The sequence below is a fragment of the Albidovulum sediminicola genome, from assembly GCF_025751575.1.
Lineage (GTDB): Bacteria > Pseudomonadota > Alphaproteobacteria > Rhodobacterales > Rhodobacteraceae > Albidovulum > Albidovulum sediminicola.
This window is the reverse complement of the sequence record NZ_JAOWLA010000002.1, coordinates 126,469-153,127: the sequence shown is the minus strand read 5'-3', so window position 1 is coordinate 153,127 and position 26,659 is coordinate 126,469. Positions and strand designations below refer to the sequence as shown.

26 protein-coding genes are annotated in these 26,659 nt (G+C 66.8%); 18 read left to right on the top strand and 8 right to left on the bottom strand.

Annotated elements, in window-relative coordinates; genetic code table 11:
- Window positions 1-70: 70 nt before the first annotated feature.
- On the bottom strand, window positions 71-2,215 hold the full coding sequence (locus OE647_RS02780; RefSeq protein ID WP_263720118.1) for a malate synthase G: 2,145 nt from the start codon (window positions 2,213-2,215) through the stop codon (window positions 71-73).
- A 208-nt stretch (window positions 2,216-2,423) separates the two neighbouring features.
- Here OE647_RS02780 and OE647_RS02775 point away from each other — a divergent pair, with 208 nt between their 5' ends.
- From OE647_RS02775 to OE647_RS02755, 5 genes are all read left to right on the top strand, one after another.
- Complete coding sequence (locus tag OE647_RS02775) at window positions 2,424-2,783, top strand: ArsR/SmtB family transcription factor (protein ID WP_263720117.1); 360 nt, start codon at window positions 2,424-2,426, stop codon at window positions 2,781-2,783.
- Window positions 2,761-3,231 carry an SRPBCC family protein gene (locus tag OE647_RS02770; RefSeq protein WP_263720116.1) on the top strand — a complete coding sequence of 157 codons (471 nt, stop codon included), beginning with the start codon at window positions 2,761-2,763 and terminating at the stop codon, window positions 3,229-3,231. Before OE647_RS02775 ends, OE647_RS02770 begins: the two co-directional genes overlap by 23 nt.
- Complete coding sequence (locus OE647_RS02765; protein WP_263720115.1) at window positions 3,228-3,683, top strand: SRPBCC domain-containing protein; 456 nt, start codon at window positions 3,228-3,230, stop codon at window positions 3,681-3,683. Before OE647_RS02770 ends, OE647_RS02765 begins: the two co-directional genes overlap by 4 nt.
- A 63-nt stretch (window positions 3,684-3,746) precedes the next feature.
- Window positions 3,747-6,332 carry an aminopeptidase N gene (gene pepN, locus OE647_RS02760; protein ID WP_263720114.1) on the top strand — a complete coding sequence of 862 codons (2,586 nt, stop codon included), beginning with the start codon at window positions 3,747-3,749 and terminating at the stop codon, window positions 6,330-6,332.
- A gap of 227 nt (window positions 6,333-6,559) precedes the next feature.
- On the top strand, window positions 6,560-6,979 hold the full coding sequence (locus OE647_RS02755; RefSeq protein WP_263720113.1) for a hypothetical protein: 420 nt from the start codon (window positions 6,560-6,562) through the stop codon (window positions 6,977-6,979).
- 8 nt (window positions 6,980-6,987) lie between these two features.
- On the opposite strand, the gene OE647_RS02750 is transcribed toward OE647_RS02755, so the two are convergent.
- Window positions 6,988-7,587 carry a transglycosylase SLT domain-containing protein gene (locus OE647_RS02750; RefSeq protein ID WP_263720112.1) on the bottom strand — a complete coding sequence of 200 codons (600 nt, stop codon included), beginning with the start codon at window positions 7,585-7,587 and terminating at the stop codon, window positions 6,988-6,990.
- 258 nt (window positions 7,588-7,845) lie between these two features.
- On the opposite strand from OE647_RS02750, the gene gatB reads away from it, so the two are divergent.
- Window positions 7,846-9,363, top strand: coding sequence for an Asp-tRNA(Asn)/Glu-tRNA(Gln) amidotransferase subunit GatB (gene gatB / locus OE647_RS02745; RefSeq protein WP_263720111.1), 1,518 nt, complete (start codon window positions 7,846-7,848; stop codon window positions 9,361-9,363).
- Window positions 9,364-9,614: 251 nt separating this feature from the next.
- Window positions 9,615-9,977 (top strand): nuclear transport factor 2 family protein, encoded by a 363-nt coding sequence (locus OE647_RS02740; protein ID WP_263720110.1) that lies wholly within the window; start codon window positions 9,615-9,617, stop codon window positions 9,975-9,977.
- 160 nt (window positions 9,978-10,137) lie between these two features.
- Here the strand turns inward: OE647_RS02740 and OE647_RS02735 are convergent, their stop codons facing one another.
- Entirely contained in the window at window positions 10,138-11,244 is a 1,107-nt protein-coding gene (locus OE647_RS02735; RefSeq protein ID WP_263720109.1) for a class II histone deacetylase, read from the bottom strand.
- Window positions 11,245-11,436: 192 nt separating this feature from the next.
- On the opposite strand from OE647_RS02735, the gene OE647_RS02730 reads away from it, so the two are divergent.
- The 3 genes from OE647_RS02730 (at window position 11,437) to OE647_RS02720 (ending at window position 13,233) form a co-directional block, all read left to right on the top strand.
- Window positions 11,437-11,808: a DUF4177 domain-containing protein gene (locus OE647_RS02730; protein WP_263720108.1), complete on the top strand. Its 372-nt coding sequence runs from the start codon at window positions 11,437-11,439 to the stop codon at window positions 11,806-11,808.
- Between the two features lie 281 nt (window positions 11,809-12,089).
- Complete coding sequence (locus tag OE647_RS02725; RefSeq protein ID WP_263720107.1) at window positions 12,090-12,473, top strand: hypothetical protein; 384 nt, start codon at window positions 12,090-12,092, stop codon at window positions 12,471-12,473.
- Between the two features lie 133 nt (window positions 12,474-12,606).
- Window positions 12,607-13,233: a J domain-containing protein gene (locus OE647_RS02720; RefSeq protein ID WP_263720106.1), complete on the top strand. Its 627-nt coding sequence runs from the start codon at window positions 12,607-12,609 to the stop codon at window positions 13,231-13,233.
- Between the two features lie 76 nt (window positions 13,234-13,309).
- Here OE647_RS02720 and msrB read toward each other — a convergent pair whose 3' ends face one another.
- Window positions 13,310-13,777: a peptide-methionine (R)-S-oxide reductase MsrB gene (gene msrB / locus OE647_RS02715; RefSeq protein WP_263720312.1), complete on the bottom strand. Its 468-nt coding sequence runs from the start codon at window positions 13,775-13,777 to the stop codon at window positions 13,310-13,312.
- A 268-nt stretch (window positions 13,778-14,045) separates the two neighbouring features.
- On the opposite strand from msrB, the gene cobS reads away from it, so the two are divergent.
- The 3 genes from cobS to cobT are packed head-to-tail and all read left to right on the top strand — an operon-like array spanning window position 14,046 to window position 17,247.
- The gene (gene cobS, locus OE647_RS02710; RefSeq protein WP_412174921.1) at window positions 14,046-15,020 is read left to right on the top strand and encodes a cobaltochelatase subunit CobS; all 975 of its coding nucleotides are present in this window, start codon (window positions 14,046-14,048) and stop codon (window positions 15,018-15,020) included.
- On the top strand, window positions 15,020-15,382 hold the full coding sequence (locus tag OE647_RS02705; protein WP_263720104.1) for a hypothetical protein: 363 nt from the start codon (window positions 15,020-15,022) through the stop codon (window positions 15,380-15,382). The genes cobS and OE647_RS02705 overlap by 1 nt, the downstream gene beginning before the upstream one ends.
- Entirely contained in the window at window positions 15,379-17,247 is a 1,869-nt protein-coding gene (gene cobT, locus OE647_RS02700; protein WP_263720103.1) for a cobaltochelatase subunit CobT, read from the top strand. Before OE647_RS02705 ends, cobT begins: the two co-directional genes overlap by 4 nt.
- Here the strand turns inward: cobT and OE647_RS02695 are convergent.
- Complete coding sequence (locus OE647_RS02695) at window positions 17,244-18,050, bottom strand: methyltransferase domain-containing protein (RefSeq protein ID WP_263720102.1); 807 nt, start codon at window positions 18,048-18,050, stop codon at window positions 17,244-17,246. The two genes, cobT and OE647_RS02695, sit on opposite strands and share 4 nt — an antisense overlap.
- A gap of 105 nt (window positions 18,051-18,155) precedes the next feature.
- Here OE647_RS02695 and OE647_RS02690 point away from each other — a divergent pair, with 105 nt between their 5' ends.
- Window positions 18,156-19,964 carry an aminopeptidase P family protein gene (locus tag OE647_RS02690; RefSeq protein WP_263720101.1) on the top strand — a complete coding sequence of 603 codons (1,809 nt, stop codon included), beginning with the start codon at window positions 18,156-18,158 and terminating at the stop codon, window positions 19,962-19,964.
- A gap of 22 nt (window positions 19,965-19,986) precedes the next feature.
- Here OE647_RS02690 and OE647_RS02685 read toward each other — a convergent pair whose 3' ends face one another.
- Window positions 19,987-21,798 carry a chloride channel protein gene (locus OE647_RS02685; RefSeq protein ID WP_263720100.1) on the bottom strand — a complete coding sequence of 604 codons (1,812 nt, stop codon included), beginning with the start codon at window positions 21,796-21,798 and terminating at the stop codon, window positions 19,987-19,989.
- 126 nt (window positions 21,799-21,924) lie between these two features.
- Between OE647_RS02685 and OE647_RS02680 the strand changes: the two genes are divergently transcribed.
- The 3 genes from OE647_RS02680 to OE647_RS02670 are packed head-to-tail and all read left to right on the top strand — an operon-like array spanning window position 21,925 to window position 24,265.
- Entirely contained in the window at window positions 21,925-22,500 is a 576-nt protein-coding gene (locus OE647_RS02680; protein WP_263720099.1) for a hypothetical protein, read from the top strand.
- A 2-nt stretch (window positions 22,501-22,502) separates the two neighbouring features.
- Window positions 22,503-23,879 carry an FAD-binding oxidoreductase gene (locus OE647_RS02675; protein ID WP_412174920.1) on the top strand — a complete coding sequence of 459 codons (1,377 nt, stop codon included), beginning with the start codon at window positions 22,503-22,505 and terminating at the stop codon, window positions 23,877-23,879.
- On the top strand, window positions 23,876-24,265 hold the full coding sequence (locus tag OE647_RS02670; RefSeq protein WP_263720098.1) for an SgcJ/EcaC family oxidoreductase: 390 nt from the start codon (window positions 23,876-23,878) through the stop codon (window positions 24,263-24,265). Before OE647_RS02675 ends, OE647_RS02670 begins: the two co-directional genes overlap by 4 nt.
- Before the next feature lie 14 nt (window positions 24,266-24,279).
- Here the strand turns inward: OE647_RS02670 and OE647_RS02665 are convergent, their stop codons facing one another.
- Window positions 24,280-24,513, bottom strand: a complete 234-nt coding sequence (locus tag OE647_RS02665; RefSeq protein WP_263720097.1) for a glycine zipper 2TM domain-containing protein — start codon at window positions 24,511-24,513, stop codon at window positions 24,280-24,282.
- A gap of 90 nt (window positions 24,514-24,603) precedes the next feature.
- Window positions 24,604-25,701, bottom strand: coding sequence for a redox-regulated ATPase YchF (ychF, locus tag OE647_RS02660; RefSeq protein WP_263720096.1), 1,098 nt, complete (start codon window positions 25,699-25,701; stop codon window positions 24,604-24,606).
- Window positions 25,702-25,846: 145 nt separating this feature from the next.
- Between ychF and trpA the strand changes: the two genes are divergently transcribed.
- Window positions 25,847-26,638 carry a tryptophan synthase subunit alpha gene (gene trpA, locus OE647_RS02655; RefSeq protein WP_263720095.1) on the top strand — a complete coding sequence of 264 codons (792 nt, stop codon included), beginning with the start codon at window positions 25,847-25,849 and terminating at the stop codon, window positions 26,636-26,638.
- The last annotated feature ends 21 nt before the right edge of the window (window positions 26,639-26,659 follow it).

Here is a 26,659-nt window from a genome sequence, read left to right as displayed (position 1 = left end):
GCTCCTCTTCATTCTGGCATAAATACTCTCGGGGGGTCCGGGGGGCGGAAAGCCCCCCGGCGCCTTAGCTCTAACCCGCGCGCTTCACCTCAAGCCGGCGACGATGCAGGATCGGCTCGGTATAGCCCGAGGGCTGGACCCGGCCAAGGAACACCAGATCGCACGCGGCCTGAAAGGCCAGCCCCTGGAAGCCTGGTGCCATCGGGGTATAGTCGGGATCGCCCGCGTTCTGGCGGTCCACCACTTCGGCCATGCGCTTGAGGATATCCATGACCTCGCCCTCGCTCACCACGGAATGGTGCAGCCAGTTGGCGACGTGCTGGGCCGAGATGCGGCAGGTCGCGCGGTCCTCCATCAGGCCGACGTCATTGATGTCGGGCACCTTGGAACAGCCGACGCCCTGGTCGATCCAGCGGACGACATAGCCAAGGATGCCCTGGGCGTTGTTTTCGACCTCGCGCCGGATCTGGCCGGGGGTCCACTTGCGGTAGGTCGCCATCGGAATGTCCAGAAGCGCGTCCACATACGCGCGCCGCCCGCCCTTCTTCAGCCGCGCCTGCACCGCAAACACATCGATCCGGTGATAATGCAGCGCGTGTAGCGTCGCCGCCGTCGGCGAGGGCACCCAGGCGGTGTTGGCGCCCGCTTTCGGATGCTCGACCTTCTGCTCCAGCATCGCCGCCATCATGTCGGGCATGGCCCACATGCCCTTGCCGATCTGCGCCCGCCCCGACAGGCCGCATTCCAGACCGATATCGACGTTCTGGTTTTCATAGGCCGTGATCCAGCCCTTGCGCTTGATGAAATCCTTGCGGCTGAAGGGCCCGGCCTCCATCGAGGTGTGGATCTCGTCGCCCGTACGGTCGAGGAAGCCGGTGTTGATGAAGGCCACCCGGTGCCGGGCCGCGCGGATGCATTCCTTGAGGTTGACCGAGGTGCGGCGTTCCTCGTCCATGATGCCGATCTTGACGGTGTGGCGCGGCAGGCCCAGTGCATCCTCGACCATGGCGAAGGTTTCGTCGGCGAAGGCCACTTCCTCGGGCCCGTGCATCTTGGGCTTCACGATATAGACCGAACCCTTGACCGAGTTGCGTGCGCCCTCGGTCTTCTTCAGGTCGTGGATCGCGACCGCGACGGTCACCATGGCGTCCATCAGCCCTTCGGGGATCTCGTTGCCCTCGGCATCCAGGATCGCGGGGTTGGTCATCAGATGGCCGACATTGCGCACCCAAAGAAGCGCCCTGCCCTTCACGCTCGTCGCCGAGCCGTCCGGCGCGGTGTAGGCACGGTCCGGGTTCAGCACACGGCGGACGAGCTGGCCGCCTTTCTGGAACGCCTCCTCCAGATCGCCGCGCATCAGGCCCAGCCAGTTGGCATAGGCCTGGACCTTGTCGGCGGCATCCACGCAGGCCACCGAATCCTCGCAATCCATGATCGCGGACAGCGCGCTTTCGATCTGCACGTCGGCCAGGCAGGCCTGGTCGCGCGCACCGATGAAATGCGCGCGATCGAAGATCAGTTCCACATGCAGGCCGTTGTTGCAGAGCATGACGGCCTCCGGCGCGCGGGGATTGCCGCGATAGCCCGCGAATTTGGACGGATCCACCAGCGGCAGGTCGTCGATCAGCAGCTGGCCGTCCTTGACATGGTAGCGGCGCACGTCGGCATGGCTGGCCCCCGCGATCGGGAAGGCCTCGTCCAGGAAGACGCGGGCCCGCGCGACGACCCGGGCGCCCCGGCCGCGCTCATATCCACCCGCAGGCGGCGCGCTGCCCATGGCATCGGTACCGTAGAGGCAATCGTAAAGGCTGCCCCATCGCGCGTTGGCGGCGTTGAGGGCGTAGCGCGCGTTGGTGATCGGCACCACAAGCTGCGGCCCGGCGACGGTCGCGATCTCCGGATCGACATTCGCGGTGTCGATCTCGAAGGCCGGACCCTCGGGCAGAAGGTAGCCGATTTCGGTCAGGAAGCCCTTGTAGGCCTCGTGGTCATGCGGACGGCCGCGGTGGGCGACATGCCAGGCGTCGATCTTGGCCTGTAGTTCCTCGCGCTTGGCCAGAAGCGCGCGGTTCTTTGGCGCCTGCCGCGACACGAGGCCCGCCAGCCCGGCCCAGAACACCTCTGCCGTCACCCCGGTTCCGGGCAGCGCCTGCCCCTCGATGAAGGCGGCAAGTACATCCGCCACCTGAAGCCCGTTTCGTTCAACCCGCGTCATTCATCCCTCTTGGCTCTGCATGCGGCGGTATGCCGAGAATACTTTCTAACTACAGGACCGCCCGCCCCGCTTCAACGTCCGCGGCCCCGGCTTTTTCGCCTTTTCGCGAAAGCTGTATGCGGCAGATAAAGTTAGTCATCCAGCTAAGTTTTTCTTGAGCGACTCGCGGCGGCGATATACTTAGATAAGAAGCTAAGTATCGAACCCCATGAACCTCTCACCCGGCCAACTCGACATCCTCTTCCAGGCGCTTGGCGACCCGACGCGCCGGGCCATCCTCGAACGGCTGGCGCGCGGCCCGGCAAGCGTCACCGAACTCGCCGCGCCCTTCGACATGGCGCTGCCCTCCTTCCTTGGCCATGTCCGGAGGTTGGAGGCCGCGGGGCTTGTCGCGACCGCGAAGGATGGCCGGGTCCGCACCGTGACGCTGGTGCCCGGCGCCTTCACCCCCGTGCGCGGATGGCTCGATGAGCAGCGCGCGCTGTGGGAGGGGCGGCTGGACCGGCTCGACGACTACGTAACCCGACTGATGAAGGAACGCGCGAATGGATCTGGATCCGAAGACTGACCTTCATTTCACCCGCCGCCTCGCCGTGCCGCGCGCACTGGTGTGGGAATGCTGGACTTCTGCCGAACATATCCCGCATTTTTTCGTACCCCGCCCGCACCGGGTGACGGCATGCGACATCGACCTGCGCGTGGGCGGCCGCTTCAACACCACCTTCGATGTGGACGGCAAGCAAATGGCGAACAACGGCGTCTACCTGGAGGTGATCGCGGAGGAGAAGCTGGTCTTCACCGACGCCTATTCCGAAGGCTGGAAACCCGCGCCCGATCCCTTCATGACCGCGATCCTGCTGTTGTCAGACGCCGAGGACGGCGGCACGACCTACACCGCCATCGCGCGCCACCGATCGGCCGAAACGGCGGAGGCGCACAAGGCCATGGGCTTCTATGACGGCTGGGGCACAGTGGTCACGCAGCTGGAAGACTACGCGAAGGGGCTGATGCCATGACACCCGACACCGCCGACCGCACGATGGTCATCGAACGGTTCATTGCGGCCCCCGTGGCCGTCGTCTGGGCCGCCTGGACCGACCCAGAGGCCCTGCCGCGCTGGTGGGGGCCTGACGGGTTTTCCTGCCGCACGGCCCGCATCGACATTCGCGAGGGCGGCGAATGGGTCTTCGACATGATCGCGCCCGATGGAACGGTCTTTCCGAACCACCACCGCTATGGCCGCGTCCGGACGGAGGCGCGCATCGACTACACGCTGCACTGGGGCGAAAACGGACCGAAGCACGCCGATGCCTCCGCCCTTTTCGCGCCCGAGGGGAACGGCACCCGGGTCACGCTGACGATGATCTTCGTGACGGCGAAGGAATATGAGGACGCCAAGGGCTTCGGCGCGGTCGAGCTTGGGCTTCAGACCCTGGGCAAGTTGGCGGCCTATGTGGGCGCGCCCTGAGCGCCGGTTGCAGCGCCGTGGCGGAGCGCATAGGCTCCGCCGCGACGAAGCCGGAGTGCCCCGATGAAAGACGCGAGCCCGCAGACGATCTACCTGAGCGACTATCAGCCCTACCCGTTCCGCATTGCGCGGGTGGACCTGACCTTCGGCCTCGCGCCCCGGGCCACGCGCGTGCATTCGCGCATCGAATTCGCCCCCAATCCCGCCCGCCCCGGCCGTCACGATCTGTTCCTGCACGGCGAAAAGCTGCGTCTGCACTCTGCCCGGATCGACGGCAAGCCGGTCGCCGCCGAGGCCATGGCGATCACGGATGAGGGCCTGACCGTCACCGCGCGCGCCCTGCCCGACGGCCCCTTCCTTTGGGAGGCGGAGGTGGAGATCGACCCCGAGGGCAACACCGCGCTCGAAGGGCTCTACATGTCGGGGGGCATGTATTGCACCCAGTGCGAGGCCGAAGGCTTCCGCAAGATCACCTATTACCCCGACCGACCCGACGTGATGGCGCCCTTCAAGGTGCGCATCGAAAGCGACCTTCCGGTTTTGTTGTCGAACGGCAATCCGGTGGCGAAAGGAGCCGGCTGGGCCGAATGGAACGACCCCTGGCCCAAGCCCGCCTATCTTTTTGCCCTGGTTGCGGGGAACCTTGTCAACCTGCCCGACAGCTTCACGACCCGGTCGGGCCGCAAGGTCGATCTGAACATCTGGGTCCGCCCCGGCGATCTCGACCGCTGCGCCTTCGCGATGGACAGCCTGATCCGTTCCATGAAGTGGGATGAGGACGTCTATGGCCGCGAATACGACCTCGATGTCTTCAACATCGTCGCGGTGGATGACTTCAACATGGGCGCGATGGAGAACAAGGGGCTGAACATCTTCAACTCCAAGCTCGTCCTCGCCAGCCCCGAGACCGCGACCGACCTCGACTTCGAACGGATCGAGGGCGTGATCGCGCATGAGTATTTCCACAACTGGACGGGCAACCGCATCACCTGCCGCGACTGGTTCCAGCTTTGCCTGAAGGAAGGGCTGACGGTCTTCCGCGACCAGCAGTTCACCTCCGACATGCGATCGGGGCCCGTCAAGCGGATCGAGGACGTGCTGACCCTGCGCGCCCGCCAGTTCCGCGAGGATATGGGGCCGCTTGCCCACCCGCCGCGGCCCGACCACTTCGTGGAGATCAACAACTTCTACACCGCGACCGTGTACGAAAAGGGCGCCGAGGTCATCGGGATGCTGAAGCGTCTGGTGGGCGATGACGGCTACGCCCGGGCGCTCGACCTTTACTTCGAGCGCCACGATGGCGAGGCCGCGACCATCGAGGACTGGCTCAAGGTGTTCGAGGATGCGACGGGCCGCGACCTGACCCAGTTCCGGCGCTGGTACACCGACGCCGGGACCCCGCGCCTTACGGTGGCGGAGGACTGGGCGCCCGGCGCCGGGGGCGGCACCTTCACCCTGACCTTCACGCAAGTGACACCGCCGACGCCGGGACAGGACATCAAGCCCCCCCGCGTCATCCCGGTCGCGGTGGGCCTTCTGAACCCGAACGGGGACGAGGTCGTGCCGACGACGGTGCTGGAGATGACCGAGGCCACCCAGAGCTTTGCCTTCGAGGGGCTGGCAAGCCGCCCCGTCGCCTCGATCCTGCGCGGATTCTCGGCCCCGGTGGTGCTGGAGCGCGCCGCCCTGGCGGCGGAACGCGCCTTCCTTCTGGCCCATGACACCGATCCCTTCAACCGGTGGGAAGCGGGGCGCGCGCTGGCCAAGGACGTGCTGGTACGCATGGTGACCGAGGACGCGGCGCCTTCGGAGGACTATCTGTCGGCCCTCGGGCGGCTCCTGGCGGACGAGGCGCTGGACCCCGCGTTCCGCGCGCTTTGCCTGCGTCTTCCGTCCGAGGACGATCTGGCGCAGACCCTGGCCGAGGCCGGGCGCAGCCCCGACCCCGACCGCATCCACGCCGCGCGAGAAGATCTGGCCCGCGCCATCGCTACCCGCTTCGAGGGCCCGCTGGCGCAGACCTACGAGGCGCTGGCCGACGCGGGGCCATTCTCGCCCGATGCCGCCGCGGCCGGGCGGCGCGCGCTGCGCGTCGCCGCACTCGCGCTCCTGAACCGCATCGACGGGGGCGCGCGGGCGGCGGCGCTGTTCGAGCGCGCGACCAACATGACCGAAAGCGCCGCCGCGCTTGCGTGCCTGATCGAGGCTGATCGGGCAGAGCCGGCGCTGGCCGCCTTCCATGCCCGCTGGAAGGAAAACCGGCTGGTGATCGACAAGTGGTTCATGCTCCAGGTCGTGCACGCCGCCCCGGAGCGCGCGGCGGAGGTCGCCGAACGGCTTGCCGCCCATCCCGATTTCGACTGGAAGAACCCGAACCGCGCCCGTGCGCTTCTGGGCGGGCTTGCCGCGAACCATGCGGGCTTCCATGCGGCCTCCGGCGCGGCCTATCGGTTCTATGCCGACTGGCTCCTCAGGCTCGACGCGCTGAACCCACAGATCGCGGCGCGCCTGTCCACAGCCTTCGAGACCTGGGCGCGCTATGACGCCGACCGGCGGGCACTGGTGGCGGCGGAGCTTGAGCGCATACGCGCGACGCCGGGCCTCAGCCGCGACCTGTCGGAAATGACCGGAAGGATCCTCGGCGCCTGAGTTCCGGTGGGGCTGGGTTCCGACACAGCGCGGACCCAGCCCGCCAGCGACTCGACCGGCCCCATCCGATCGCCACGAACCGCAGACAATCCCCACCCCCGCCGCAAGACAGTTTCCCGTTACGACCGAAACCGCACCCTGCCGCAGGGCTTTGCTTTGCTGAGCGCGCGCGCCGGTCCAATCTCGTGCCAGGCGGTCCCGTTGACCGTCGGCGTAACGAGTAAATTGTGACCATGTTGAGCGATACTTTCGAATACCGCGACCAATCGCGCACCCCTGCCCGCTATTTCGCCCTGGGCGCCGCCATGGCCTCGGCCTACCTGATCCACAGCCTCGGCCTGCCGCCGCTTCACCAACTGCTAGCGGTCGCCTTCGTCGGGGTGGTGCTTTGGCGGATCGCCGACAACTCCATCCATGGTTTCCGGCTTTCCCGCTCCGCGCTTGAGGTCTTCGAGGGCCGCTATCGCCGCCGGATCGCGCTGGCGGAGGTCGCGAGCGTCACCATTTTCCAGACCGTCGACGACGATACGCGCTGCATTTTGAACCTGCGCTCAGGCGACCGGCTGTCGCTGCCGGGCGCGGAACGCTTCGGAACCCGGCGGCTGGTCGCGGAGTTCGCGGAGCTCGGCCTGCCGATCCTGATCTGAGGGTAGACTTACTGGCAGTAGCTCTGGCTGCGCGTCCAGGCCGCGATGTCGTCGCGCTTGGAACTGGCGCGCATCGGCGCCCAGTCGCGCGCGATCCCGCGCCAGCCGCCCGAGCCGTCGCTGACGATCGCATCGTCGCGCGCGACCTGCGTCGCGGCGATCCGCACAGCGCAGGCAAGGTTCGCCGAACCGTCCTGAAGCCCCTCGCGGTCGGAGGCATCGCAGTCATAGGCGCGCGCGGTGCGCGGTGCGATCTGCAGAAGCCCGATCCAGCGCCCGCCGCCGCCACGCGCCTCGGGGTTCCAGGTGCTTTCGTGCTTGGCCAGCGCCGAGAGAAGCCCGGCCCAGAAGGCGCGGCGATCCTCGGGACCCGCAGTACTGTAGCCGGGGCAAAAGGTGTCGATGTCCTGCGGAACCGTCTCGGCCAGCGCGGCGCCATCGTCGCTCAGCGCGCGAAGGGTCGAAACCGTCCATTCCTCCCCCTCGGGCAGGTGGTCCCAGCGCATCGGCGGCAACTGCATCGCGCCCATGGTGGACTGCGGCGTGACGCATCCCGTCAGCATCGACAGCGCGGCGGCTGCGGCCACAAGTCCCAAAGCTTTCGGCATCGGCCTGCCCAGATGAACCGGCCCACGGCGTCCGGCGAAGTTTCCTGTTCCGCATCCGCCCCTCTTGCGCAAGCGTGCGATTTCGGCATCGGCGGAGATTCGCCGCCCGCGCCCGGCGCAACCGGCCCCTTTCCGCCCAGCCTTACCCCGCGCCGCCACGGCCCGCCTGGCAGCGAGGCGCACGGAACCGCGCCGTTGCGCCTTGTCTGGCGCGCGCCCCTGCCCTAGAAAGCGCGCGGACAGTGGAAGGACCCCGGCATGCTCGACCTGACCTTTGAAGCCCCGAAACCCAAGGTGATCGCTGGTGCGAAATCCGATTGGGAACTGGTGATCGGCCTCGAGGTGCATGCCCAGGTCGCCTCTAGGGCGAAGCTCTTCTCCGGCGCCTCGACCGAGTTCGGGGCGGAGCCGAATTCCAACGTTTCCTTCGTGGATGCGGCGATGCCGGGCATGCTGCCAGTCATCAACGAATTCTGCGTGGCGCAGGCGGTCCGCACCGGGCTGGGCCTGAAGGCCGCGATCAACCTGCGCTCGGCCTTCGACCGCAAGAACTACTTCTACCCCGACCTGCCGCAGGGCTACCAGATTTCCCAGCTTTACCACCCGATCGTGGGCGAGGGTGAAGTGATCGTGGACATGGGCCCCGGCATCGCCCGCCGCGTCCGGATCGAACGCATCCACTTGGAACAGGACGCGGGCAAGTCGATCCATGACCTTGACCCCAACATGTCCTTCGTGGACCTCAACCGCACCGGCGTCGCGCTGATGGAGATCGTCAGCCGCCCGGACATCCGCGGGCCGGAGGAAGCGGCGGCCTATGTCGCGAAGCTGCGCCAGATCATGCGCTACCTCGGCACATGCGACGGCAACATGCAGAACGGGAACCTGCGCGCGGACGTGAACGTCTCGGTCTGCAAGCCGGGTGATTACGAGAAGTTCCAGGCCACCGGCGACCACTCGGTCCTGGGCACGCGCTGCGAGATCAAGAACATGAACTCCATGCGCTTCATCCAGGCCGCCATCGAATACGAGGCGCGCCGCCAGATCGCGATCATCGAGGACGGCGGCAAGATCGTGCAGGAAACGCGACTCTATGACCCCGACAAGGGCGAGACGCGCTCCATGCGGTCGAAGGAAGAGGCGCATGATTACCGCTACTTCCCCTGCCCCGACCTCCTGCCGCTTGAGATCGAGCAGGCCTGGGTTGACGACATCGCCGGTTCGATGCCGGAACTGCCGGACGAGAAGAAGGCGCGCTTCGTCACCGACTACGGCGTGACCGAATACGACGCGAGCGTGTTGACCGCCGAGGTGGAAAACGCCGCCTTCTTCGAAGCCGTGGCCAAGGGCCGCGACGGCAAGCAGGCCGCGAACTGGGTCATCAACGAGCTGTTCGGACGGCTCAACAAGGAAGGGCTGTCGATCGCCGAAAGCCCGCTGTCGGCGGCCCAGCTTGGCGGCGTCCTGGACCTGATGGCCAAGGGCGAGATTTCCGGCAAGATGGCCAAGGATCTGTTTGAGATCCTCTGGACCGAGGAAAAGGGCGCCGACCCCGCCGAGGTCGCGGCCGCGCGCGGCATGAAGCAGGTCACCGACACCGGCGCCATCGAGGCCGCCGTGGACGAGGTCATCGCCCAGAACCCGGCGCAGGTCGAAAAGGCCAAGGCTAACCCGAAGCTCGCGGGCTGGTTCGTCGGTCAGGTGTTGAAGGCCACGGGCGGCAAGGCCAACCCCGCGACCGTCAACGAACTGGTGGCCAAGAAGCTCGGCCTCTGACCGCGCCGGGTCTCAGGCGCGAGCCGCGAGCTTGCAAGGCGCGCTTCACGCCCGCTTTGATCGCGGCCCCGCCCGCATGACCGTCCGGCGGGCGCCTTTTGACGAACGACCATTGACGTTTCAGTCAGCGGCTCATGGCTCTAGCAGTTGATTTGCGCACCTCATGGTGTGCAGACTGCGCTGATGCAAGTCTTGACCTGAAGAACGGGTGATGCGGCGCGTCCGCCCCGAAACGGAAGGAATATGGCACCGTGACCAATTCAGCCGACATCGCCGCGATAACCGAGGTTGTGCGCGTTTACGCGACCGCCATGACATCCGGCGACCGCGCCGAGTTGGAGCGGGTGTTTTTCGAGAAGGCTTGCGAGGTCGGCCACTTCCAAGGCGAACTGCTCTGGAACGCGCGCGACGATTTCATCCGCATGTGCGAGGAGGCGGCCGACCCATCGGCCAAGGCCTGGTGGGAGGTCCGCAACATCTCCATCCACGGCGATATCGCCGTCGCCCATGTCGAGGACGATTGGGCGGGGATGCGCTTCGACACCATCTTGACGATGCTCAAACACGAAGGCGCGTGGCGCGTAATGGCCAAGGCCTACCGGATACAGTCCTGACGGCTGCGCCAAGCGAAGGACGCCTCAAGGATCGAATCCGCCGATTGCGCCTGGCCCCTAAGGCGCAAACGAGCGAAGGGATCTGACCAACCCGGGTCAGCAAAACGCATAGGCGCCCCGACACTGCAATTCGTCCGACAAGCGGCATTCCGTCCCGCCTTCAGCCGAAGACATCGCGCGCCTGCGCCTCCAGCCGTGCGCGCTGGAAGGCCGCCATGTCGGCCGCCGGCTGGTTTCCGACCAGCGACGCCAGAAGCGGGTCCTCGACGCCAGTCCTGTGACCGGCCAGTTCCTCCATGATGGCGAGGCCGCAGAAGGGCACATAAAGCTCGGAATAGCCGCCCTCATGCGCGGCAACGAGGCGCCCACCGCAAAGCGTGCCGGCCTCTGCCATCAGGATGCGCGTCATCTCGCGGAAGGTGTCGGAATGGGCGAGCATCCGCGCCAGCGGATCGACGCCGCTTGCGTCCAGCCCGCTGGCGACCACGATCAGGTCAGGCCGGAAGGCGCGTAGCGCGGGCACCACCAGCACCTCCATCGCATCAAGATAGGCGCGGTGCCCGCCGCCGGGCAGAAGCGGGACGTTCAAGTTGAACCCCTCCCCCGGCCCGCGCCCCCGGTCGCCCGCCCGGCCGCTGTCGATTGGATAGCAAGCCTCCTGGTGGAGCGAGATCGTCAGCGTGTCGTCGCGGTCATAGTAGATGGCCTCGGTCCCGTTGCCGTGGTGGACGTCCCAGTCCACGACGGCGACACGGACGGGCCCAAGGCGCGCGCGCAGCGCCTCAAGCGCCACGGGGATATTGGCCAGAAGGCAGAAGCCCATGCCCTTGCCGGGCAGGCAGTGGTGCCCCGGCGGGCGCGTCAGGACATAGGCGTTGGCAACCGCGCCCGACATCACGTCGGCCACGCCGCGGATGACGAGCCCCGCAGCCAGGGCCGCGATCTCGTACCCGCCCGGGCTAAACCGCGCATCCTCCCCCATGTCGCCGCCGCCCGCGTCGGAAAGCGCCTTGAACCGGTCGAGGTAGGAGGCGGGATGCACCCGCTCCAGGTCGGCGCGCAGGGCGGGCGGCGCGCTTGCGACCTCAAGCCGCGCCATCAGGCCCGAGACCTCCACCAGGTTCCTGAACCGCCGCTTGGTGAAGCCGTTTTCCACATGGATCGGGTTCGATGGCGGCTCCACACAGCCGCCGACCGGCAGGTAGAGCGCATGTTCGCCCTGCGAGTGCCACATGCAGCGTTCATCGTAGTAGAAACCGGTCGCCATCACTGCCCCCTTGTTTCGTTCGCGCCCATTGACCTCCGGCGGCGCGCAACTGGCAAGGGCGGCCAGCGCCGCACCTGCGAAGCGCCCGCGCCTGTTGCACGCTTCCCCCGGTTCGCGCCGCGCGTTCCGGCACGGTGATGCAACCCGCCCCAGAATCGGTCTATCCTGCCTCGGCCTGATTGGAGACCGTCGATGCAACGCTATGAGTACAAGGCCGTTCCCCTGCCCGAGAAGGGCGAAAAGGCGCCGGGCGCCCGGACGGCGGACGAACGCTATGCCCATGCGATCGTCCAGATGATGAACCGGCTGGGCCGTGACGGTTGGGACTATGTACGCAGCGATACCTTCACGCGCGAGGACAAGGTTGGTCTGGCCCGCCGTTCGGTGACGGTCCACCAGACCCTGATGATCTTCCGCCGCCCGCTGGTCGAAACCGCCGCCACGGCCCCGTCAGAGGCCGCCCGGCCGTCGATCTCCGCCACCCGGGCGCCCGAAGGCTCCCCAGCCTGGGAACCGCTGGTGCTTGATCGGAAGGAACCGAAAGTCACCAAGGGCGAGGGCTGAAGACGCCCGACGCGGGTTCGCGGGTTGCCCGTCAACAGTGCGGGCGACCGCGCACGATTTGTCACCAGGGATGAACGGTCAATCGAGGCTTTCGCCCCGAAGTTGAAATTAATGTGCGGCGCGACGGCCGCTACAAGCCTTAATACAGGCATGAAAGCAGTTGATTTAAATTAAAAATTCGAACTCGACCTCCGCGCGACAGACAGGTCCCGCATCCCACACGGCCTTGCACGCCTTCCACACGCCCTGCATGATTTCCGTGTTGTTAAGCGGTGATCCTTATGTACGAGTTCAAGTATTTTCAGGCCCCCAAGCCCACGGGCCGTGGCAAGGGTGGCAAGGCGGAATCTGCGCTGGCCGGGCGCGAGATTGACCTGATGATCGACGCCGGTTGGGAATACGTCGGCATCGAAGAGCGTCCGGTGATGTCGCGTGGCTGGCTCGGAAGGGCGCGCAGGCGGCTGGAAAGCTTCATGGTCTTCCGGCGGCCGACGGATATTCGCGCGCATGTCCCCCTGCTGATCGGTCCGGGGCCCAGCGATGGCGGTGACGGCTGGCGGGCAAGGGCGGTCCTGCCGCGCCGCGTGCGTGTGCTGAACCCCGACGGGGGGCGGCGGCGCCCGCCGGCGATGTGCCTGCCCGGGCTGCCCGCGCCGCAGGACTAGCGCCCGCAACCCTGCGCTCTTCCGAAGGCCAAGCGCACCGATCACGCATTTTTTCGCGTCTGCCCCTTCCACGCCCGGCCAAAAGCCCTAAACTCGGTCCCCCGAGTCGGAAAGCCAGGTTTCGGAAGGCAGGATGAGCAGGAACGACCCCTTCGGATTCGACATCTCGGCCGCGTCGGACAAGAAACGGCGCGCCAAGACCAAGCGCGGCATGTCCGGCGCCTTTGAGACGTCGACGCGCGGCTGCGACCATTCCGGCTGCCGTGAGGCCGGACAGTACCGCGCACCCAAGTCGCCGGACAATCTGGACGACTATTACTGGTTCTGCCGTGATCATGTGCGCGAATACAATCTCAAGTGGAATTTCTTCCAGGGATCGAGCGAGGACGAGTTCGAGAAGTTCCTCGACAATGACCGCGTGTGGGGGCGTGAGACCAAGCCCTTCGGCAAGCGCGACGGAGAGGATCGCGCCTGGTCGCGTCTCGGCATCGCCGATCCGATGGAACTGCTGGGGGCGAACGCGACGCAGAACCCCGGACGTGGCGCCGGACGCAAGCTCCCCCCGACCGAGCGGCGCGCGATCGAGATCCTCGAAGCCAAGGACAGCTGGACGAAGGTTGAAATTCGAAAACAATACAAGAGCCTGGTCAAGGATCTTCATCCGGACATGAACGGCGGCGACCGCTCTGACGAGGAACGCTTGCAGGAGGTCGTCTGGGCCTGGGACCAGATCAAGGACAGCCGCAACTTCAAGGATTGAGGCGCCGATCGGGCGGCGGCGGGGGCCCTGCCCCCGCACCCCCGGGGTATTTCGGCAATGAAGAAACGGGGGGCGGTCAGGCGGCGCGGAAGGTGAGCGCGACGCCGTTCATGCAGTAGCGTTTGCCCGTCGGTTTCGGTCCGTCGTCGAAGACATGGCCCAGGTGCCCGCCGCAGCGGCGGCAATGAACCTCGGTCCGGCGGCCGAAGATCCCCCAGTCCGCACGCGTGGCGACGGCGTTGGGCAGCGGTTCCCAGAACGAAGGCCAGCCGGTGCCGCTGTCGTACTTGGTCGCGGAGGAATAGAGCGGCAGGTCGCAGCCCGCGCAATGGAAGGTGCCTTCGCGATGCTCGTCGTTGAGCGGGCTGGTGAAGGCGCGTTCGGTCGCCTCCTCGCGCAGGACCTCGAACTGGGCGGGCGTCAGCAGGCGGCGCCATTCCGCCTCGGATCGCGTGATCTCGAAAACCTCCTCGGCGCGCGGGCGCAAGGGGATGAGCGCGGCGAGCCCCGCACCGGCCATCGAAAGAACCTGTCTGCGTCTGATCATTCCATTCTCCGCCATCGACGTCTTGCAGACCCTATCATGCACCTTCAGGGCGCGCCTGCGGGTAAAAGGTTGTCCCCGCCCGTTCCCAATCGCGTGATCCCGCCTGGGCGGCGGTCCCGCCGACCGCACCGTGCTGGACCCATCGTTTGTCGCGATCTGGCAGGCAGAATTCGCCCCCCGCCCTTGCACGCCCCCGCGATATGCTCCATCAATCGCGGGGGCGGCCCCGCCCGCCTTGGGGCCTTTAGTCAGAATGGGCAAGACGATGCTGGATACGACCGCGAAACCCACCGAAGAGATCTCTGTCCGCGAGGTCTTCGGGATCGACACCGAGATGAAGGTGAAGGGCTTCGCCGAGCGCAGCGACCGCGTGCCCGAGATCGACCATACCTACAAGTTCGACCCCGACACCACGCTCGCTATCCTCGCGGGCTTCGCCTACAACCGCCGGGTCATGATCCAGGGCTATCACGGCACCGGGAAATCGACGCATATCGAGCAGGTGGCGGCGCGACTCAACTGGCCTTGCGTGCGCGTCAACCTCGACAGCCACATCAGCCGGATCGACCTAATCGGCAAGGACGCGATCAAGCTGCGCGACGGCAAGCAGGTGACGGAGTTCCATGAGGGCATCCTGCCCTGGGCGTTGCGCAATCCCGTCGCCATCGTCTTCGACGAATACGACGCCGGCCGCGCGGACGTGATGTTCGTGATCCAGCGCGTGCTGGAACATGACGGCAAGCTTACGCTGCTGGACCAGAACGAGATCATCACGCCGAACCCGTCCTTCCGGCTGTTCGCGACCGCGAACACCGTGGGCCTGGGCGACACGACCGGGCTTTACCACGGCGTGCAGCAGATCAACCAGGCGCAGATGGACCGCTGGTCTCTGGTGGCAACGCTGAACTACCTTTCCCACGATGCAGAGGCCGCGATCGTCCTCGGCAAGGCGCCGCATTACAACAGCGAGAAGGGCCGCAAGACCATCGGCCAGATGGTCACCGTCGCCGACCTGACCCGGACTGCCTTCATGAACGGCGACCTTTCGACCGTCATGAGCCCGCGGACCGTGATCAACTGGGCCTGGAACGCCGAGATCTTCCGCAACGTGGGATACGCCTTCCGGCTGACCTTCCTCAACAAATGCGACGAGCTGGAGCGCAAGACGGTGGCCGAGTTCTACCAGCGCTGCTTCGACGAGGAACTGCCGGAAAGTGCGGCGAGCCAGAGCATTCGGTGATGAGCGATCACACCATCTCGTTGGAACTTACGCGCGATAGCGTTTGTGCCGGAGATGACATTGATGCACCGCACCTGACAAATCTGGACTTGTCTGCAAATACGACGACCATGGCTTTGGCTGCGCAAATTCAAAGCTCCAGATACCTCGCCAATATCGCGGGCGGTCAGGCAACTTGGGTAATGGAAGTTGACGGTACTCCTGTCGCTGTGATCGCCCAACAGTGGGAAAAACCCGCCATACTCGACGCGCATCTGGACCTGAGCAGAGCTTCATCGGTACATATCCGATACATGGCTCAGTCGAACCCGGCATTGGTTTCCGAGACGATTCAAGCGCATAAATTGCGGGGCAACGCATGACCCAACGCAACGACAACCCCGCCGACCCGTTCAAGAAGGCGCTCGCCGACGCGACGAAGACACTCGCCGACGCCCCTGACCTGACGGTCACCTATTCGGTCGATCCTCCGGGGATGACGGCGGACGCGATGCGCCTGCCGCAGGTCTCGCGCCGCATGACGCGGGACGAGGTCTTGATCGCCCGCGGCACCGCCGATGCGCTTGCGCTTCGGCGCCGGCATCACGACGCGGACGTGGCCGCGAAATACAACCCGACCGGCCAGATGGCGCGCGACCTCTACGAGGCGATGGAAACCGCGCGCTGCGAGGCGGTGGGCGCCCGCGCCATGCCGGGCACCCTTGGCAACATCGATGCCAAGATCGCGCATGAGGCCGAGCGCAAGGGCTATTCCCAGATCCGTTCGGCCCAGGACGCGCCCCTTGCCCAGGCGGCGGGCTACCTGGTGCGCCATCTGGCCACGGGCCGCCCGATGCCCGGCGGGGCGGGAAATGTGATGGAACTCTGGCGGCCCTTCATCGAGGAACAGGCCGGCGGCACGCTTGATCATGTGAATGACGTCCTGGCCGACCAGGCCGCCTTCGCCCGCCTCGCGCGGCAGGTGATCAAGGACCTGGGCTACGGCGACCAGCTGGGCGAGGATCCCGACCTTCAGGACGAGGATGAGGGCGAAGGCGACGAGGCGGAGGAACAGCCCGACACCTCCGAAGGCCAGGAGGAAAACGAAAGCGAAGAGGCCGAGGCCGAACCCGACCAAAGCCAGGAGGACACCCAGGACACGACCGAGTCCAAGGTGATGATGGACGAGGCGCCCGACATGGAAGAGGGCGAGGAAGCGGAGCTTCCCGAAAGCGACGCGCCGCTTGAGCCGCCGCAGCCCGCCCCCTATTCCGACGCGGACCCTAACTACTCCGTCTATACGACTGATTTCGATGAGGAAATCAAGGCGGAGGAGCTTGCCGAACCGGCCGAGCTTGAACGGCTGCGCGCCTATCTGGACCAGCAGCTTGAGCCCCTGAAGGGCGCCGTCAGCCGGCTGGCCAACAAGCTCCAGCGCCGCCTTCAGGCACAGCAGAACCGTAGCTGGGAATTCGACCTTGAGGAAGGGATCCTGGACGCCGGCCGCCTTGCCCGCGTGGTCGCGAACCCCACGACTCCGCTCTCGTTCAAGATCGAGAAGGACACGGAGTTCCGCGACACCTGCGTGACGCTGCTTCTGGACAATTCCGGCTCGATGCGCGGCCGCCCGATCTCGATCGCGGCGATCTGCGCCGACGTTCTGGCACGCACGCTCGAACGCTGCCAGGTCAAGGTGGAGATCCTTGGCTTCACCACCCGCGCCTGGAAAGGCGGGCAGTCGCGCGAACGCTGGCTGGCGCAGGGCCGCCCGCCACAGCCGGGCCGCCTGAACGACCTGCGTCACATCATCTACAAGGGCGCTGACGCCCCTTGGCGGCGGGTCCGGTCGAACCTGGGCCTGATGATGAAGGAGGGGCTCTTGAAGGAAAACATCGACGGCGAGGCGCTGGAATGGGCGCACCGCCGCATGATCCAGCGCCCCGAACAGCGCAAGATCCTGATGGTGATTTCCGACGGGGCGCCGGTGGATGACTCGACACTCTCGGTCAACTCCGCCAACTACCTCGAAAAGCACCTGCGCGACGTGATCGCGATGGTCGAGAAGCGCAAGGCCGTCGAACTGATCGCCATCGGCATCGGGCATGACGTCACCCGCTACTACCAGCGCGCGGTGACCATCACGGATGTGGAGCAACTTGCCGGTGCGATGACCGAGCAGTTGGCGAGCCTTTTCGATAGCGACCCCCGTGCGCGGGCGCGGGTGATGGGCATTCGCAAGGCCAGCTAAAGCCTGCGCGCGCTCACCAGCGCTGCGGGGATGGGGACGCGCCAGGGCGGCCCCTCCCCGCAATGCCCGGCCACCCATCGCGCGACCGCCGCCCGGATCGCGCGCCGCGCCCGGTCGCTCTGCTGGCGCAGAAGATAGCCGCCACGCGCCGTCCCCTGTTCGAAGAGACGCGCCGGCGCGTCGGGTTCATCGAGCGTCCAGATACTCGGGACGGTCTGAAACTCCGGCGCGGCGAAGCCCGCCGCCGCCAGCGACGGGACGGCGATTTCCGGCTGGGCATAGTCATGCGCCCCTGGCCCCGGCGGCAGCGCGATGCCCGGATCTCCGAACTGCATGATGGCCTCGAAGACCGCCGTCAGGACGCTTTCGCGTTCGGGCCCATGCCAGACGCTGTAGACCAGCACGCCGTCGGGCCGCAGCACCCGCGCGCATTCGCGCAGGACCCGCACGGGGTCAGGCACATGCGGGATGCCGAAGCCGATGGTAATGGCGTCGAACTCCTCGTCCGCGAAGGGCAGTTCCATCGCGTCAGCCTCGACCAGGTTCGCCTCGGGCACCCGCTCGCGCGCCAGGTCCAGCATCGCCGGGGAGAAATCGGCCGCCGTCACCTGACAGCCCCGGTCCAAGAGGCCGCGGGCAACGATGGCGTGGCCACAGCAAAGGTCGAGCGCGCGGCAGGGCCCGCCCACCCGTTCGACAAAGGCTGGCACGCATTGCTCTGCCGCCCGCGCAAAATGGCTGGCATAGTGCGCGGCCACGGCGCCCTTGCGCCATTCCTGCCGTTCTACCCCCGCGAAGTCCATGGATCAGCCTAGCACCGTTCGCCCCGGGCACAAAATGGGACGTGCGGGTGCTGGCGTTCGGCCGCGAAGCGAGTCACAAAGTCCTGAACCCCGAAGGAGTGCGCGATGTTCCAGACCTTTCACACCAACGCCCGCCCCGAACAGGGGCCTTCTCGTCTGGCTGCGCTGCGCGAGGCCCTGTCAGGCGTCGGGTTCAGCGGCTTTCTGGTGCCCCGCGCCGATGTCCATCAGGGCGAATACGTCGCCCCCCATGACGAACGCCTGGCCTGGCTGACCGGCTTCACGGGCTCCGCCGGCTTCTGCATCGTGCTGCCCGAAATCGCCGGGGTCTTCATCGACGGACGCTACCGGACCCAGGTGAAGGCGCAGGTGGACCTGGCGCATTTCACCCCCGTTCCCTGGCCCGAGGTGAAACCCGCCGACTGGCTGAAAGAGATGTTGCCCTCTGGAGGGCGTGTCGGTTTCGACCCCTGGCTGCACACCGCGAAGGAGGTCGAGGATCTTCGCACCGCGCTCGAAGGAAGCGGCATAGAGCTTTGTGAAAGCGTGAATTTCGTTGACGCTGTCTGGCCGGACCAGCCCGCACCGCCGCTGGGGGCGACCCGCATTCACCCGCTGGACTTCGCGGGCGAAAGCTCGGCCGACAAGCGTGCGCGGCTGGGCAAGGAATTGTCCCGCGCGGGCCAGGCGGCGGCGGTGCTGACGCTGCCGGACTCGATTTCCTGGCTGCTGAACATCCGTGGGGGCGACATCCCGCGCAACCCCGTCGTTCATGCCTTCGCCATCCTCGACGCGGGCGGCCATGTCACGCTTTTCACCGCGAAGGAGAAACTCTCGGACGCCGTGCGCGAGCATCTGGGCCCAGACATCACCATCCGCCCGCCAGAGGCCTTTGCGCCCGCGCTGCGCACCTTGGCGGGCCCCGTGCGGGTCGACCGGGCGACCGCGCCGCTCGCCGTGTCGCAGGAACTGGCCTCGGCGAGCATCGCGCTGTCCTGGGGACAGGATCCCTGCATCATGCCCAAAGCGCGCAAGAACGCCGCCGAGGTCGCCGGCATGGCCGAGGCGCATCTGCGCGACGGCGCCGCGATGGTGGAGTTCCTGGCGTGGTTCGACCAGGAGGCCCCCAAGGGCGCCCTGACCGAGATCGCCGCGGTGCGGGCGCTGGAAGAGTTCCGCCGTGCCACCAACGCGCTGGAGGACATCAGCTTCGAGACGATCTGCGGCACCGGGCCAAACGGCGCGATCATGCATTACCGTGTGACCGAGGACAGCGACCGCCCGATCGAGCCTGGCCAGATCGTCGTCATCGACTCCGGTGGGCAGTACCTTGACGGCACGACCGACATCACCCGCACCGTCTCGGTCGGGCTGGTGGACCCGGACGTGCGGTCCTGTTTCACGCGCGTCCTTCAGGGGATGATCGCGATATCCCGCCTGCGCTGGCCGCGCGGCGTGGCGGGCGCGCATCTCGACAGCCTCGCGCGCTACAACCTCTGGCTCGCCGGGCAGGACTTCGACCACGGCACCGGACACGGGGTCGGCGCGTTCCTTTGCGTTCATGAAGGACCGCAGCGGCTTTCGCGCGTTTCCGACGTGCCGCTGGAGGTCGGCATGATCCTGTCGAACGAGCCGGGCTACTACCGCGAAGGCGCCTTCGGCATCCGGATCGAGAACCTCGTGGTGGTCGAGGAGGCGCCCGCCCTGCCCGGCGGCGATGATCATCGCAAGATGCTGGCATTCCGCACCCTGACCTTCGCGCCCATCGACCTGCGTCTGGTGGACACCGCCGCGCTCAGCGAGGGGGAGCGCGGCTGGCTCAACGCCTACCATGCCGAAGTGCGCGCGCTGATCGGGCCGCGGGTCTCGGACGCCGCCCGCGCATGGCTGGAGGTTGCGACGCGGGCCGTCTAGGCCCGGCTTGGCTGCGCCCGGCTCAGCTCCGGTAGTCGCGCAGCACCGCCGTGGCGATGGAATCGCGGGTCAGAACCCCGATCACGTTCTCGGGCCGCGGCATGGTCTTGTCCGGCAGGACCAAGAGCGCCGCATGGCCACGGTCGGCCATATTGGTCATGGCCAGTTGCAGGAAGCTCGATTCCTGCACATAGCCCACCGGAGAGATGATGGGTCCGTGGCGCCGCGTCGGGTCCTCCGGATGAACGCGGACGATGCCGACGACGTTGCGCCCGTCAGTCACGACGGCGTATTGGCGATCGCGCCCAAGCTCCGTGTCAACCTCGCCCCGCGCGCCAAGATCGGCCTTCTCGATCACCGCGATGGCGGGTTCCATCATCTCCCTGATCATGCGGATCGCGAACATGTGCGAGCGGCTTTCGCGCGGAATGCGGTGACCCCGGCGGGTCAGCTTCATGGTGTAGATGTCCTCGGCCGACAGCCGCTTGCGGACCCCCATGGCCACGACCACCGCGAGGATGGCCGCCAGCGTGATCGTGTAGTCCCCCGTCATCTCGAACAGCATCATGATCGAGGTCAACGCCCCGCCGGTGGAGGCGCCCACGATGCAGGCCATGCCGATCAGCGCGAAGGTGACGGAATGGAATCCCAGATGCGGGAACATCAGGTCCAGGAACCCGCCAAACGCCCCCCCGAGCGCCGCGCCAAGGAAGAGCGAGGGCGAAAAGATCCCGCCCGAAGCGCCGGAACCCAGACTGACCGAGGTCGCGATCATCTTGAGAAGGAACAGAAGGAAAAGGAACGCGGGCGCGGTCAGTTGCCCGGTCAGGATCGCCTCGATCGTGTCGTAGCCGACCGAGGCGGTGTGATAATTGCCCGTCGTCAGAAGCAGCACATACATCAGGATGCCGAGCGACAGCATCCCTGCGAAGTTCTTGAGGTAGGGATTGATCTTCCAGCCATCGAACAGATCCTCGACCTTGTAGAGCCCGCGCACGAAACCTGCGGCCGCAACGCCGGTGAGAAGGCCGAAGATCACGTAAAGCGGCAGCATCTCGGCCGAGAGCGGCACGAAAAGCTCGGGCCGGTCGTGGCTGGCCACCAGAAACGCCGGGGCAAGCCCGAAGGCCAGGCGCCCGACATAGGTCGCGGTGCCGGTGGCGAGCACGACCGGGATGAGCGTACGGGCGGAAAATTCGGGCAGCATCAACTCGACCGCGAACATCACCGCGCCCAAGGGCGTGTTGAACGTCGCGGCGATCCCCGCGCCCGCGCCGGCGGCAACCATGGTGATGACCTGCCAGGTCCTGAGACGGAAGAGCTGACCCAGGACCGAACCGATCCCCGACCCGATCTGGATGATCGGCCCCTCGCGCCCGACCGAGGCGCCCGACCCGATCGACAGCGCCGAGGCGAGCGATTTCACCAGCACGACCTGCGGGCGGATCTTGCCGCCGCGGTAGTAAATCGCGTCCATCACCTCTGGCACGCCATGACCCTTTGCCTCGGGCGCGAAGCTGCGCACCAGCCAGACCACGATCAGACCGCCGACGACCGGCGCGAAGATCACCAGCGGCCCGTAGGGCGAGGGCGGCGTGGGCAGGTTCGCATCGTAGTCGAGCGAAAACGTGCCAAGGAAGGCAAGGTTGTGCACGATCGAGATCAGGTAGCGCAGCGCAATGGCGCCAAGCCCGGTGACGATCCCGATCAGGATCGCGATCAGCGACAGCCAGATGATCGAAAGGCGGCGGTTGTCGGGAAAGGCTTGATGCGGTTCGTTCGGCGTGGCTTCGGTCATCGTCCCGGTGGCGCGGTTGTGGACGGGCGCGCGCATGGCTAATGTCAGGCGACCCGGCTGGTTGCTGTTAGACTCGCTTGTTCCCTGCTACGCCCTTGGTCCGGTCGATGCAAACCCAAGCGCCGCAGAACCGGCAGAAATGCAAAGGAAAAGGGACCGCGCATGAGCCGACCCGCGATCGCAAAGATCAAACCGCCCGCGCTGCCCCGGCTCGACGCACGCCAGTGGGCGGGGGTCGTCGTCGTCGCGGCGGCGATTCTGGGCTATTTCGCATGGCTTTACACGCTGGAGCAACGCAGCGCGGACCACTTCGCGCGCATGCGCGCTGAAGACCCCGCCGTCTATCTTGAGCAGTTGCGGGAGGCCGACGGCTTCGCGCGCTTCCTGCCGGAATATGCCACGCTGACGGGGCTCGACGCCTTCAAGGCCGATACGCCGAGCTTCCTTCTCGGGCGCTGGACGATGCAGAAGGCGCCGCTGCGCCTGCCGCCTGGCGTCGTGCCCGAACAGTGTTCGGACCCGATCACCTTCGACTACGGGCTGGTCCTGATGGCCGAGGCGGGTGGAAGCGCGCTTTCGGTGCAATACCGGGTGGCCGATGGCGGGGTCGATCTGAAGGGGCCGACGATGAAGGACACGCGGATCGCGCTCGTCAGCTTCGGCGCGCTTTTGGACCACCTGGAATTCACCCCTCCGGGCCGGGAAACCGGCGTCTACGCCTATCGCTGCGGGCACTGATCATGATGGACGCGACCGCACTTTCCGAACTTTCGGCGCTTTTGGGATCACGGCTGATCACCGCGGGGGGCGACCTCAGGTCACATGGCCAGAACGAATCCTGGTTCCCGGAAACCCCGCCCGACGCGGTGGCCTATCCTGAGACCACCGAGGAGGTTTCCCGCCTCGTCGCGATCTGCGCGCGCCACGGCTGCCCGGTCGTGGCTTGGGGGGCGGGCACCTCGCTTGAGGGGCACGCTCTGGCCTTCGACGGCGGCGTGGTCGTCGATTTCGCCCGGATGAACCGGGTGCTGGAGGTGCGGCCGGGCGACATGCAGGTGGTCGTCCAGCCCGGCATCACGCGCGAGGCGCTCAATGCCGAGTTGCGCGCGACGGGCCTGATGTTCCCGGTCGATCCGGGGGCCAATGCCTCCATCGGCGGGATGGCGGGCACCCGCGCCTCAGGCACGACGACGGTGCGCTATGGCACGGTCAGGGACAATATCCTGGCGCTTGAGGTGGTGTTGGCCGATGGCCGGGTCATCCGCACCGGGTCGGGCGCGCGCAAGTCGGCGGCGGGATATGACCTGACGGGGCTCTTCGTCGGGTCCGAGGGGACGCTGGGCCTGATTACCGAACTGACCCTGCGCCTTCATGGCCAACCGGAGGCGATCTCGGCCGCGGTCTGCGCCTTTCCGGATTTCGCCGCCGCCGTCGACACGGTGATCGCGACGATCCAGTCGGGCATCCCGATGGCGCGGATCGAGTTCGTAGACGAAACCGTCGCCCGCATCTTCAATGCGCAGGCGGGCACCGCCTTTCCCGAACTGCCCCACCTGATGGTGGAGTTCCACGGCTCGGACGCCAGCGCGGCAGAGGACGCGCGCCGTTTCGGCGAGGTTGCGGAAAGCTTCGGCGCGCTCGGCTTCGACTGGGCCAGCACGACCGAGGACCGCAACCGGCTCTGGCGGATGCGGCACGGGGCCTACCGGACCTGTATCGCCTCGCGCCCCGGCTGCATGGGCATGGTCACGGATATCTGCGTCCCGATCTCCCGCCTGGCCGAGGCCGTGGCGGAAACCCGCGCCGATATCGCCGAACTGGAACTAGTGGGGCCAATCCTCGGCCATGTCGGCGACGGCAATTTTCACGCCATCTTGCTGCTGGAACGGGACAACCCGGAGGAACTGGCCCGCGCCAAGACGCTGACCCGGCGGCTGGCGGAACGCGCGGTGCGCTTGGGTGGCACGGTCACTGGCGAACACGGCGTGGGCGTGGGCAAGAAGGGCCTGATGCCGCTTGAACATGGTGAGGCTTGGGAGGTGATGGCCCGCATCAAGCGCGCGCTGGACCCCGACGGCATCCTCAACCCCGGCAAGGTCGTCGAGGTCTCGCAATGAGCCTGGGTGACCCGGCGGAATTCGCGCGCGCCTTCTCCAACGCTTTCGCCGACCGGGATCCCGCCGCGATCGCGGCGCTGTTCGCCGAGGATGCGGATTTCCTGTCGCTGACCGGCGCCTGGGCCGAAGGCCGCGCGGCCGTCGCAGATGTGCTGGGCGCCGAGATGGACGGAATGCTGGCCCGTGCACGCCTTGTCAGCGGTCGGACCAAGCTGCGCGCGGTCGCACCCGGCGTCGCGCAGGTCATGCAGCGTTTTGTCCTCTCGGGGCTTGTTCACCCGGACGGCAGCGACGCCGGGCGCATCGGCGCGGTCCTGTCGGCGCTCTTGCGCGAAACCGCCGCCGGATGGGAGGTCGTCGCCGCCCAGTTCACGGCCGAGGGCTGAGCGGCCACCCGGGCTCAGTAGCAGGCCGCGTTGGCCCCGACGACGGCGCCCGCGCCCGCGCCGACCATCGTGGCGATGGTGTTGCCGGTGCCGCTGCCGATCTGGTTGCCAACGACCCCGCCCACGGCCGCACCGGCGACGGTGCCACCCGCGCAGCGCAGGTCGGCGTTCGAGGGCTGCTGCGTAGCGCAGCCGCCCAGCGCCAGGACGGCGGCGAGGAGTCCGGCGGAAACAAGGCCCGTTTTCATGTGATCAATCCCTTCAGATGCAAACGCACCTCAAAGGTATGCCGCCCGCCGAGAAATAACAGGGGGGGTGAGGCCCCTGCCCGGCCAGCCTCAGGCGTTGAAGAGGAAGTGCAGGACGTCGCCGTCCTTGACCTCATAGGTCTTGCCCTCGACGCGGAATTTGCCCGCCTCGCGCGCGCCGGCCTCGCCGTTTCCGGCGATGTAGTCGTCAAAGGCGATGGTCTCGGCGCGGATGAAGCCGCGTTCGAAGTCGCCGTGGATGACGCCTGCGGCCTGCGGGGCCAGCGTGCCCTTTTCGATGGTCCAGGCGCGCGCCTCTTTGGGGCCCACGGTGAAATAGGTCTGAAGCCCCAGCAGGTCGTAGCCGGCGCGGATCAGCCGGTCGAGGCCGGCTTCCTCAAGCCCCATCTCTTCCAGGAACATGGCTGCGTCCTCTTCGGGCATCTGGGCCAGTTCCTCCTCGATCTTGGCGGAGATGACGACGACGCCGGCGCCCTGCTTCGCGGCCATCTCGGCCACGCGGGCGGACTCCGAATTGCCGGTCGCGGCCTTGGATTCCTCGACGTTGCAGACGAAAAGGACGGGCTTGGCAGTCAGAAGCTGAAGCATGTTCCAGGCCTTCTGATCCTCCTCCGACACGGAGACGGTACGCGCGGGTTGGCCGTTTTCAAGCGCCGCCAGCGCCAGCTTCATCAGCCGCTCCTGCGCCGCCGCCTCCTTGTCGCCGCCCTTGATCTTGCGGGCGATGTTGGCAAGCCGCCGCTCGATCGATTCCATGTCGGCGATCATCAGCTCGGTCTCGATCGTCTCGGCATCGGCGACGGGGTCGATGCGGCCCTCGACATGGGTGATGTCGCCATCCTCAAAGCAGCGCAGCACATGGGCGATGGCATCGACCTCGCGGATGTTGGCGAGGAACTGGTTGCCGAGGCCCTCGCCCTTGGACGCGCCGCGCACGAGGCCCGCGATATCGACGAAGGTGATGCGCGTCGGGATGATCTGCTTGGAGCCCGCGATGGCGGCCAGCTTGTCGAGCCGCGCGTCGGGGACCGCGACCTCACCCACGTTGGGCTCGATCGTGCAGAAGGGGAAGTTCGCGGCCTGCGCCGCGGCCGTGCGGGTCAGCGCGTTGAAAAGCGTCGACTTGCCCACGTTCGGCAGCCCGACGATGCCCATCCTGAAGCCCATTGTCCCGATCCTTCCCGCAAAACCGCGCGCATCTAGGGGGCAAGGCCAAGGGGCGTCAAGCCCTGCCGCCCTCAAGCGCACCATCCCCCATTGATTTTCCCGGCGCTTTTCTGCAAGACCCGCTGGACGCTCAAGGAGATTTCGCATGACCCGGATCGACCGCAAGTTCGCCGCACTGAAGGCCGAGGGCAAGAAAGCCTTCGTCTCTTACACAATGGCGGGCGATCCCGACTACGATACCTCGCTGGAGTTGATGAAGGGCCTGCCGGGCGCGGGCGTGGACATCATCGAGCTGGGCATGCCCTTCACCGATCCGATGGCCGACGGCCCCACGATCCAGCTTGCGGGCCAGCGCGCGCTCGACGGCGGGCAGACGCTGCAAAAGACGCTCGACATGGCGGCGGAGTTCCGCAAGGGCGACGACGACACGCCGATCGTGATGATGGGCTATTACAACCCGATCTACTCGCGCGGCGTGGACCGGTTCCTGACGGACGCGAAGGCCGCCGGGATCGACGGGCTGATCGTCGTGGACCTGCCCCCCGAAGAGGATGAGGAACTGTGCATTCCGGCGCAGAAGGCGGGGCTGAACTTCATCCGCCTGGCGACCCCCACGACCGATGACCGGCGCCTGCCGAAGGTGCTGCAGAACACTTCGGGCTTCGTCTACTACGTCTCGATCACCGGGATCACCGGCGCGGCCGCCGCGCAGGCGACCGACGTGGGCCCCGAGGTCGCGCGGATCAAGGCGGCGACCGACCTGCCGCTGATTGTCGGCTTCGGCATCCGTTCGCCCGAAACCGCGCGCGCCATCGCCTCGGTGGCGGACGGCGCCGTGGTGGGCTCCGCCATCGTCAAGATGGTGGAGGAGAAGCGCACCGTGCCCGAAATCTTGTCCTTCGTGGAAAGCCTGGCGGCGGGCGCGCACAGCGCCTGACCCCCCGGGGAGCAGGGCACG

Coding starts and splice junctions, on each gene's coding strand:
- OE647_RS02725 (WP_263720107.1), top strand. CDS start 12,090: ATGTACGAGTTCAAGTATTTTCAGGCCCCCAAGCCCACGGGCCGTGGC.
- trpA (WP_263720095.1), top strand. CDS start 25,847: ATGACCCGGATCGACCGCAAGTTCGCCGCACTGAAGGCCGAGGGCAAG.
- OE647_RS02750 (WP_263720112.1), bottom strand. CDS start 7,587: ATGCCGAAAGCTTTGGGACTTGTGGCCGCAGCCGCCGCGCTGTCGATG.
- OE647_RS02680 (WP_263720099.1), top strand. CDS start 21,925: ATGAGCCGACCCGCGATCGCAAAGATCAAACCGCCCGCGCTGCCCCGG.
- OE647_RS02690 (WP_263720101.1), top strand. CDS start 18,156: ATGTTCCAGACCTTTCACACCAACGCCCGCCCCGAACAGGGGCCTTCT.
- OE647_RS02695 (WP_263720102.1), bottom strand. CDS start 18,050: ATGGACTTCGCGGGGGTAGAACGGCAGGAATGGCGCAAGGGCGCCGTG.
- OE647_RS02770 (WP_263720116.1), top strand. CDS start 2,761: ATGGATCTGGATCCGAAGACTGACCTTCATTTCACCCGCCGCCTCGCC.
- OE647_RS02780 (WP_263720118.1), bottom strand. CDS start 2,215: ATGACGCGGGTTGAACGAAACGGGCTTCAGGTGGCGGATGTACTTGCC.
- OE647_RS02730 (WP_263720108.1), top strand. CDS start 11,437: ATGCAACGCTATGAGTACAAGGCCGTTCCCCTGCCCGAGAAGGGCGAA.
- ychF (WP_263720096.1), bottom strand. CDS start 25,701: ATGGGCTTCAGGATGGGCATCGTCGGGCTGCCGAACGTGGGCAAGTCG.
- OE647_RS02665 (WP_263720097.1), bottom strand. CDS start 24,513: ATGAAAACGGGCCTTGTTTCCGCCGGACTCCTCGCCGCCGTCCTGGCG.
- cobT (WP_263720103.1), top strand. CDS start 15,379: ATGACCCAACGCAACGACAACCCCGCCGACCCGTTCAAGAAGGCGCTC.
- OE647_RS02705 (WP_263720104.1), top strand. CDS start 15,020: ATGAGCGATCACACCATCTCGTTGGAACTTACGCGCGATAGCGTTTGT.
- pepN (WP_263720114.1), top strand. CDS start 3,747: ATGAAAGACGCGAGCCCGCAGACGATCTACCTGAGCGACTATCAGCCC.
- OE647_RS02775 (WP_263720117.1), top strand. CDS start 2,424: ATGAACCTCTCACCCGGCCAACTCGACATCCTCTTCCAGGCGCTTGGC.
- OE647_RS02675 (WP_412174920.1), top strand. CDS start 22,503: ATGATGGACGCGACCGCACTTTCCGAACTTTCGGCGCTTTTGGGATCA.
- cobS (WP_412174921.1), top strand. CDS start 14,046: ATGCTGGATACGACCGCGAAACCCACCGAAGAGATCTCTGTCCGCGAG.
- OE647_RS02685 (WP_263720100.1), bottom strand. CDS start 21,798: ATGCGCGCGCCCGTCCACAACCGCGCCACCGGGACGATGACCGAAGCC.
- OE647_RS02735 (WP_263720109.1), bottom strand. CDS start 11,244: ATGGCGACCGGTTTCTACTACGATGAACGCTGCATGTGGCACTCGCAG.
- OE647_RS02720 (WP_263720106.1), top strand. CDS start 12,607: ATGAGCAGGAACGACCCCTTCGGATTCGACATCTCGGCCGCGTCGGAC.
- OE647_RS02670 (WP_263720098.1), top strand. CDS start 23,876: ATGAGCCTGGGTGACCCGGCGGAATTCGCGCGCGCCTTCTCCAACGCT.
- OE647_RS02765 (WP_263720115.1), top strand. CDS start 3,228: ATGACACCCGACACCGCCGACCGCACGATGGTCATCGAACGGTTCATT.
- gatB (WP_263720111.1), top strand. CDS start 7,846: ATGCTCGACCTGACCTTTGAAGCCCCGAAACCCAAGGTGATCGCTGGT.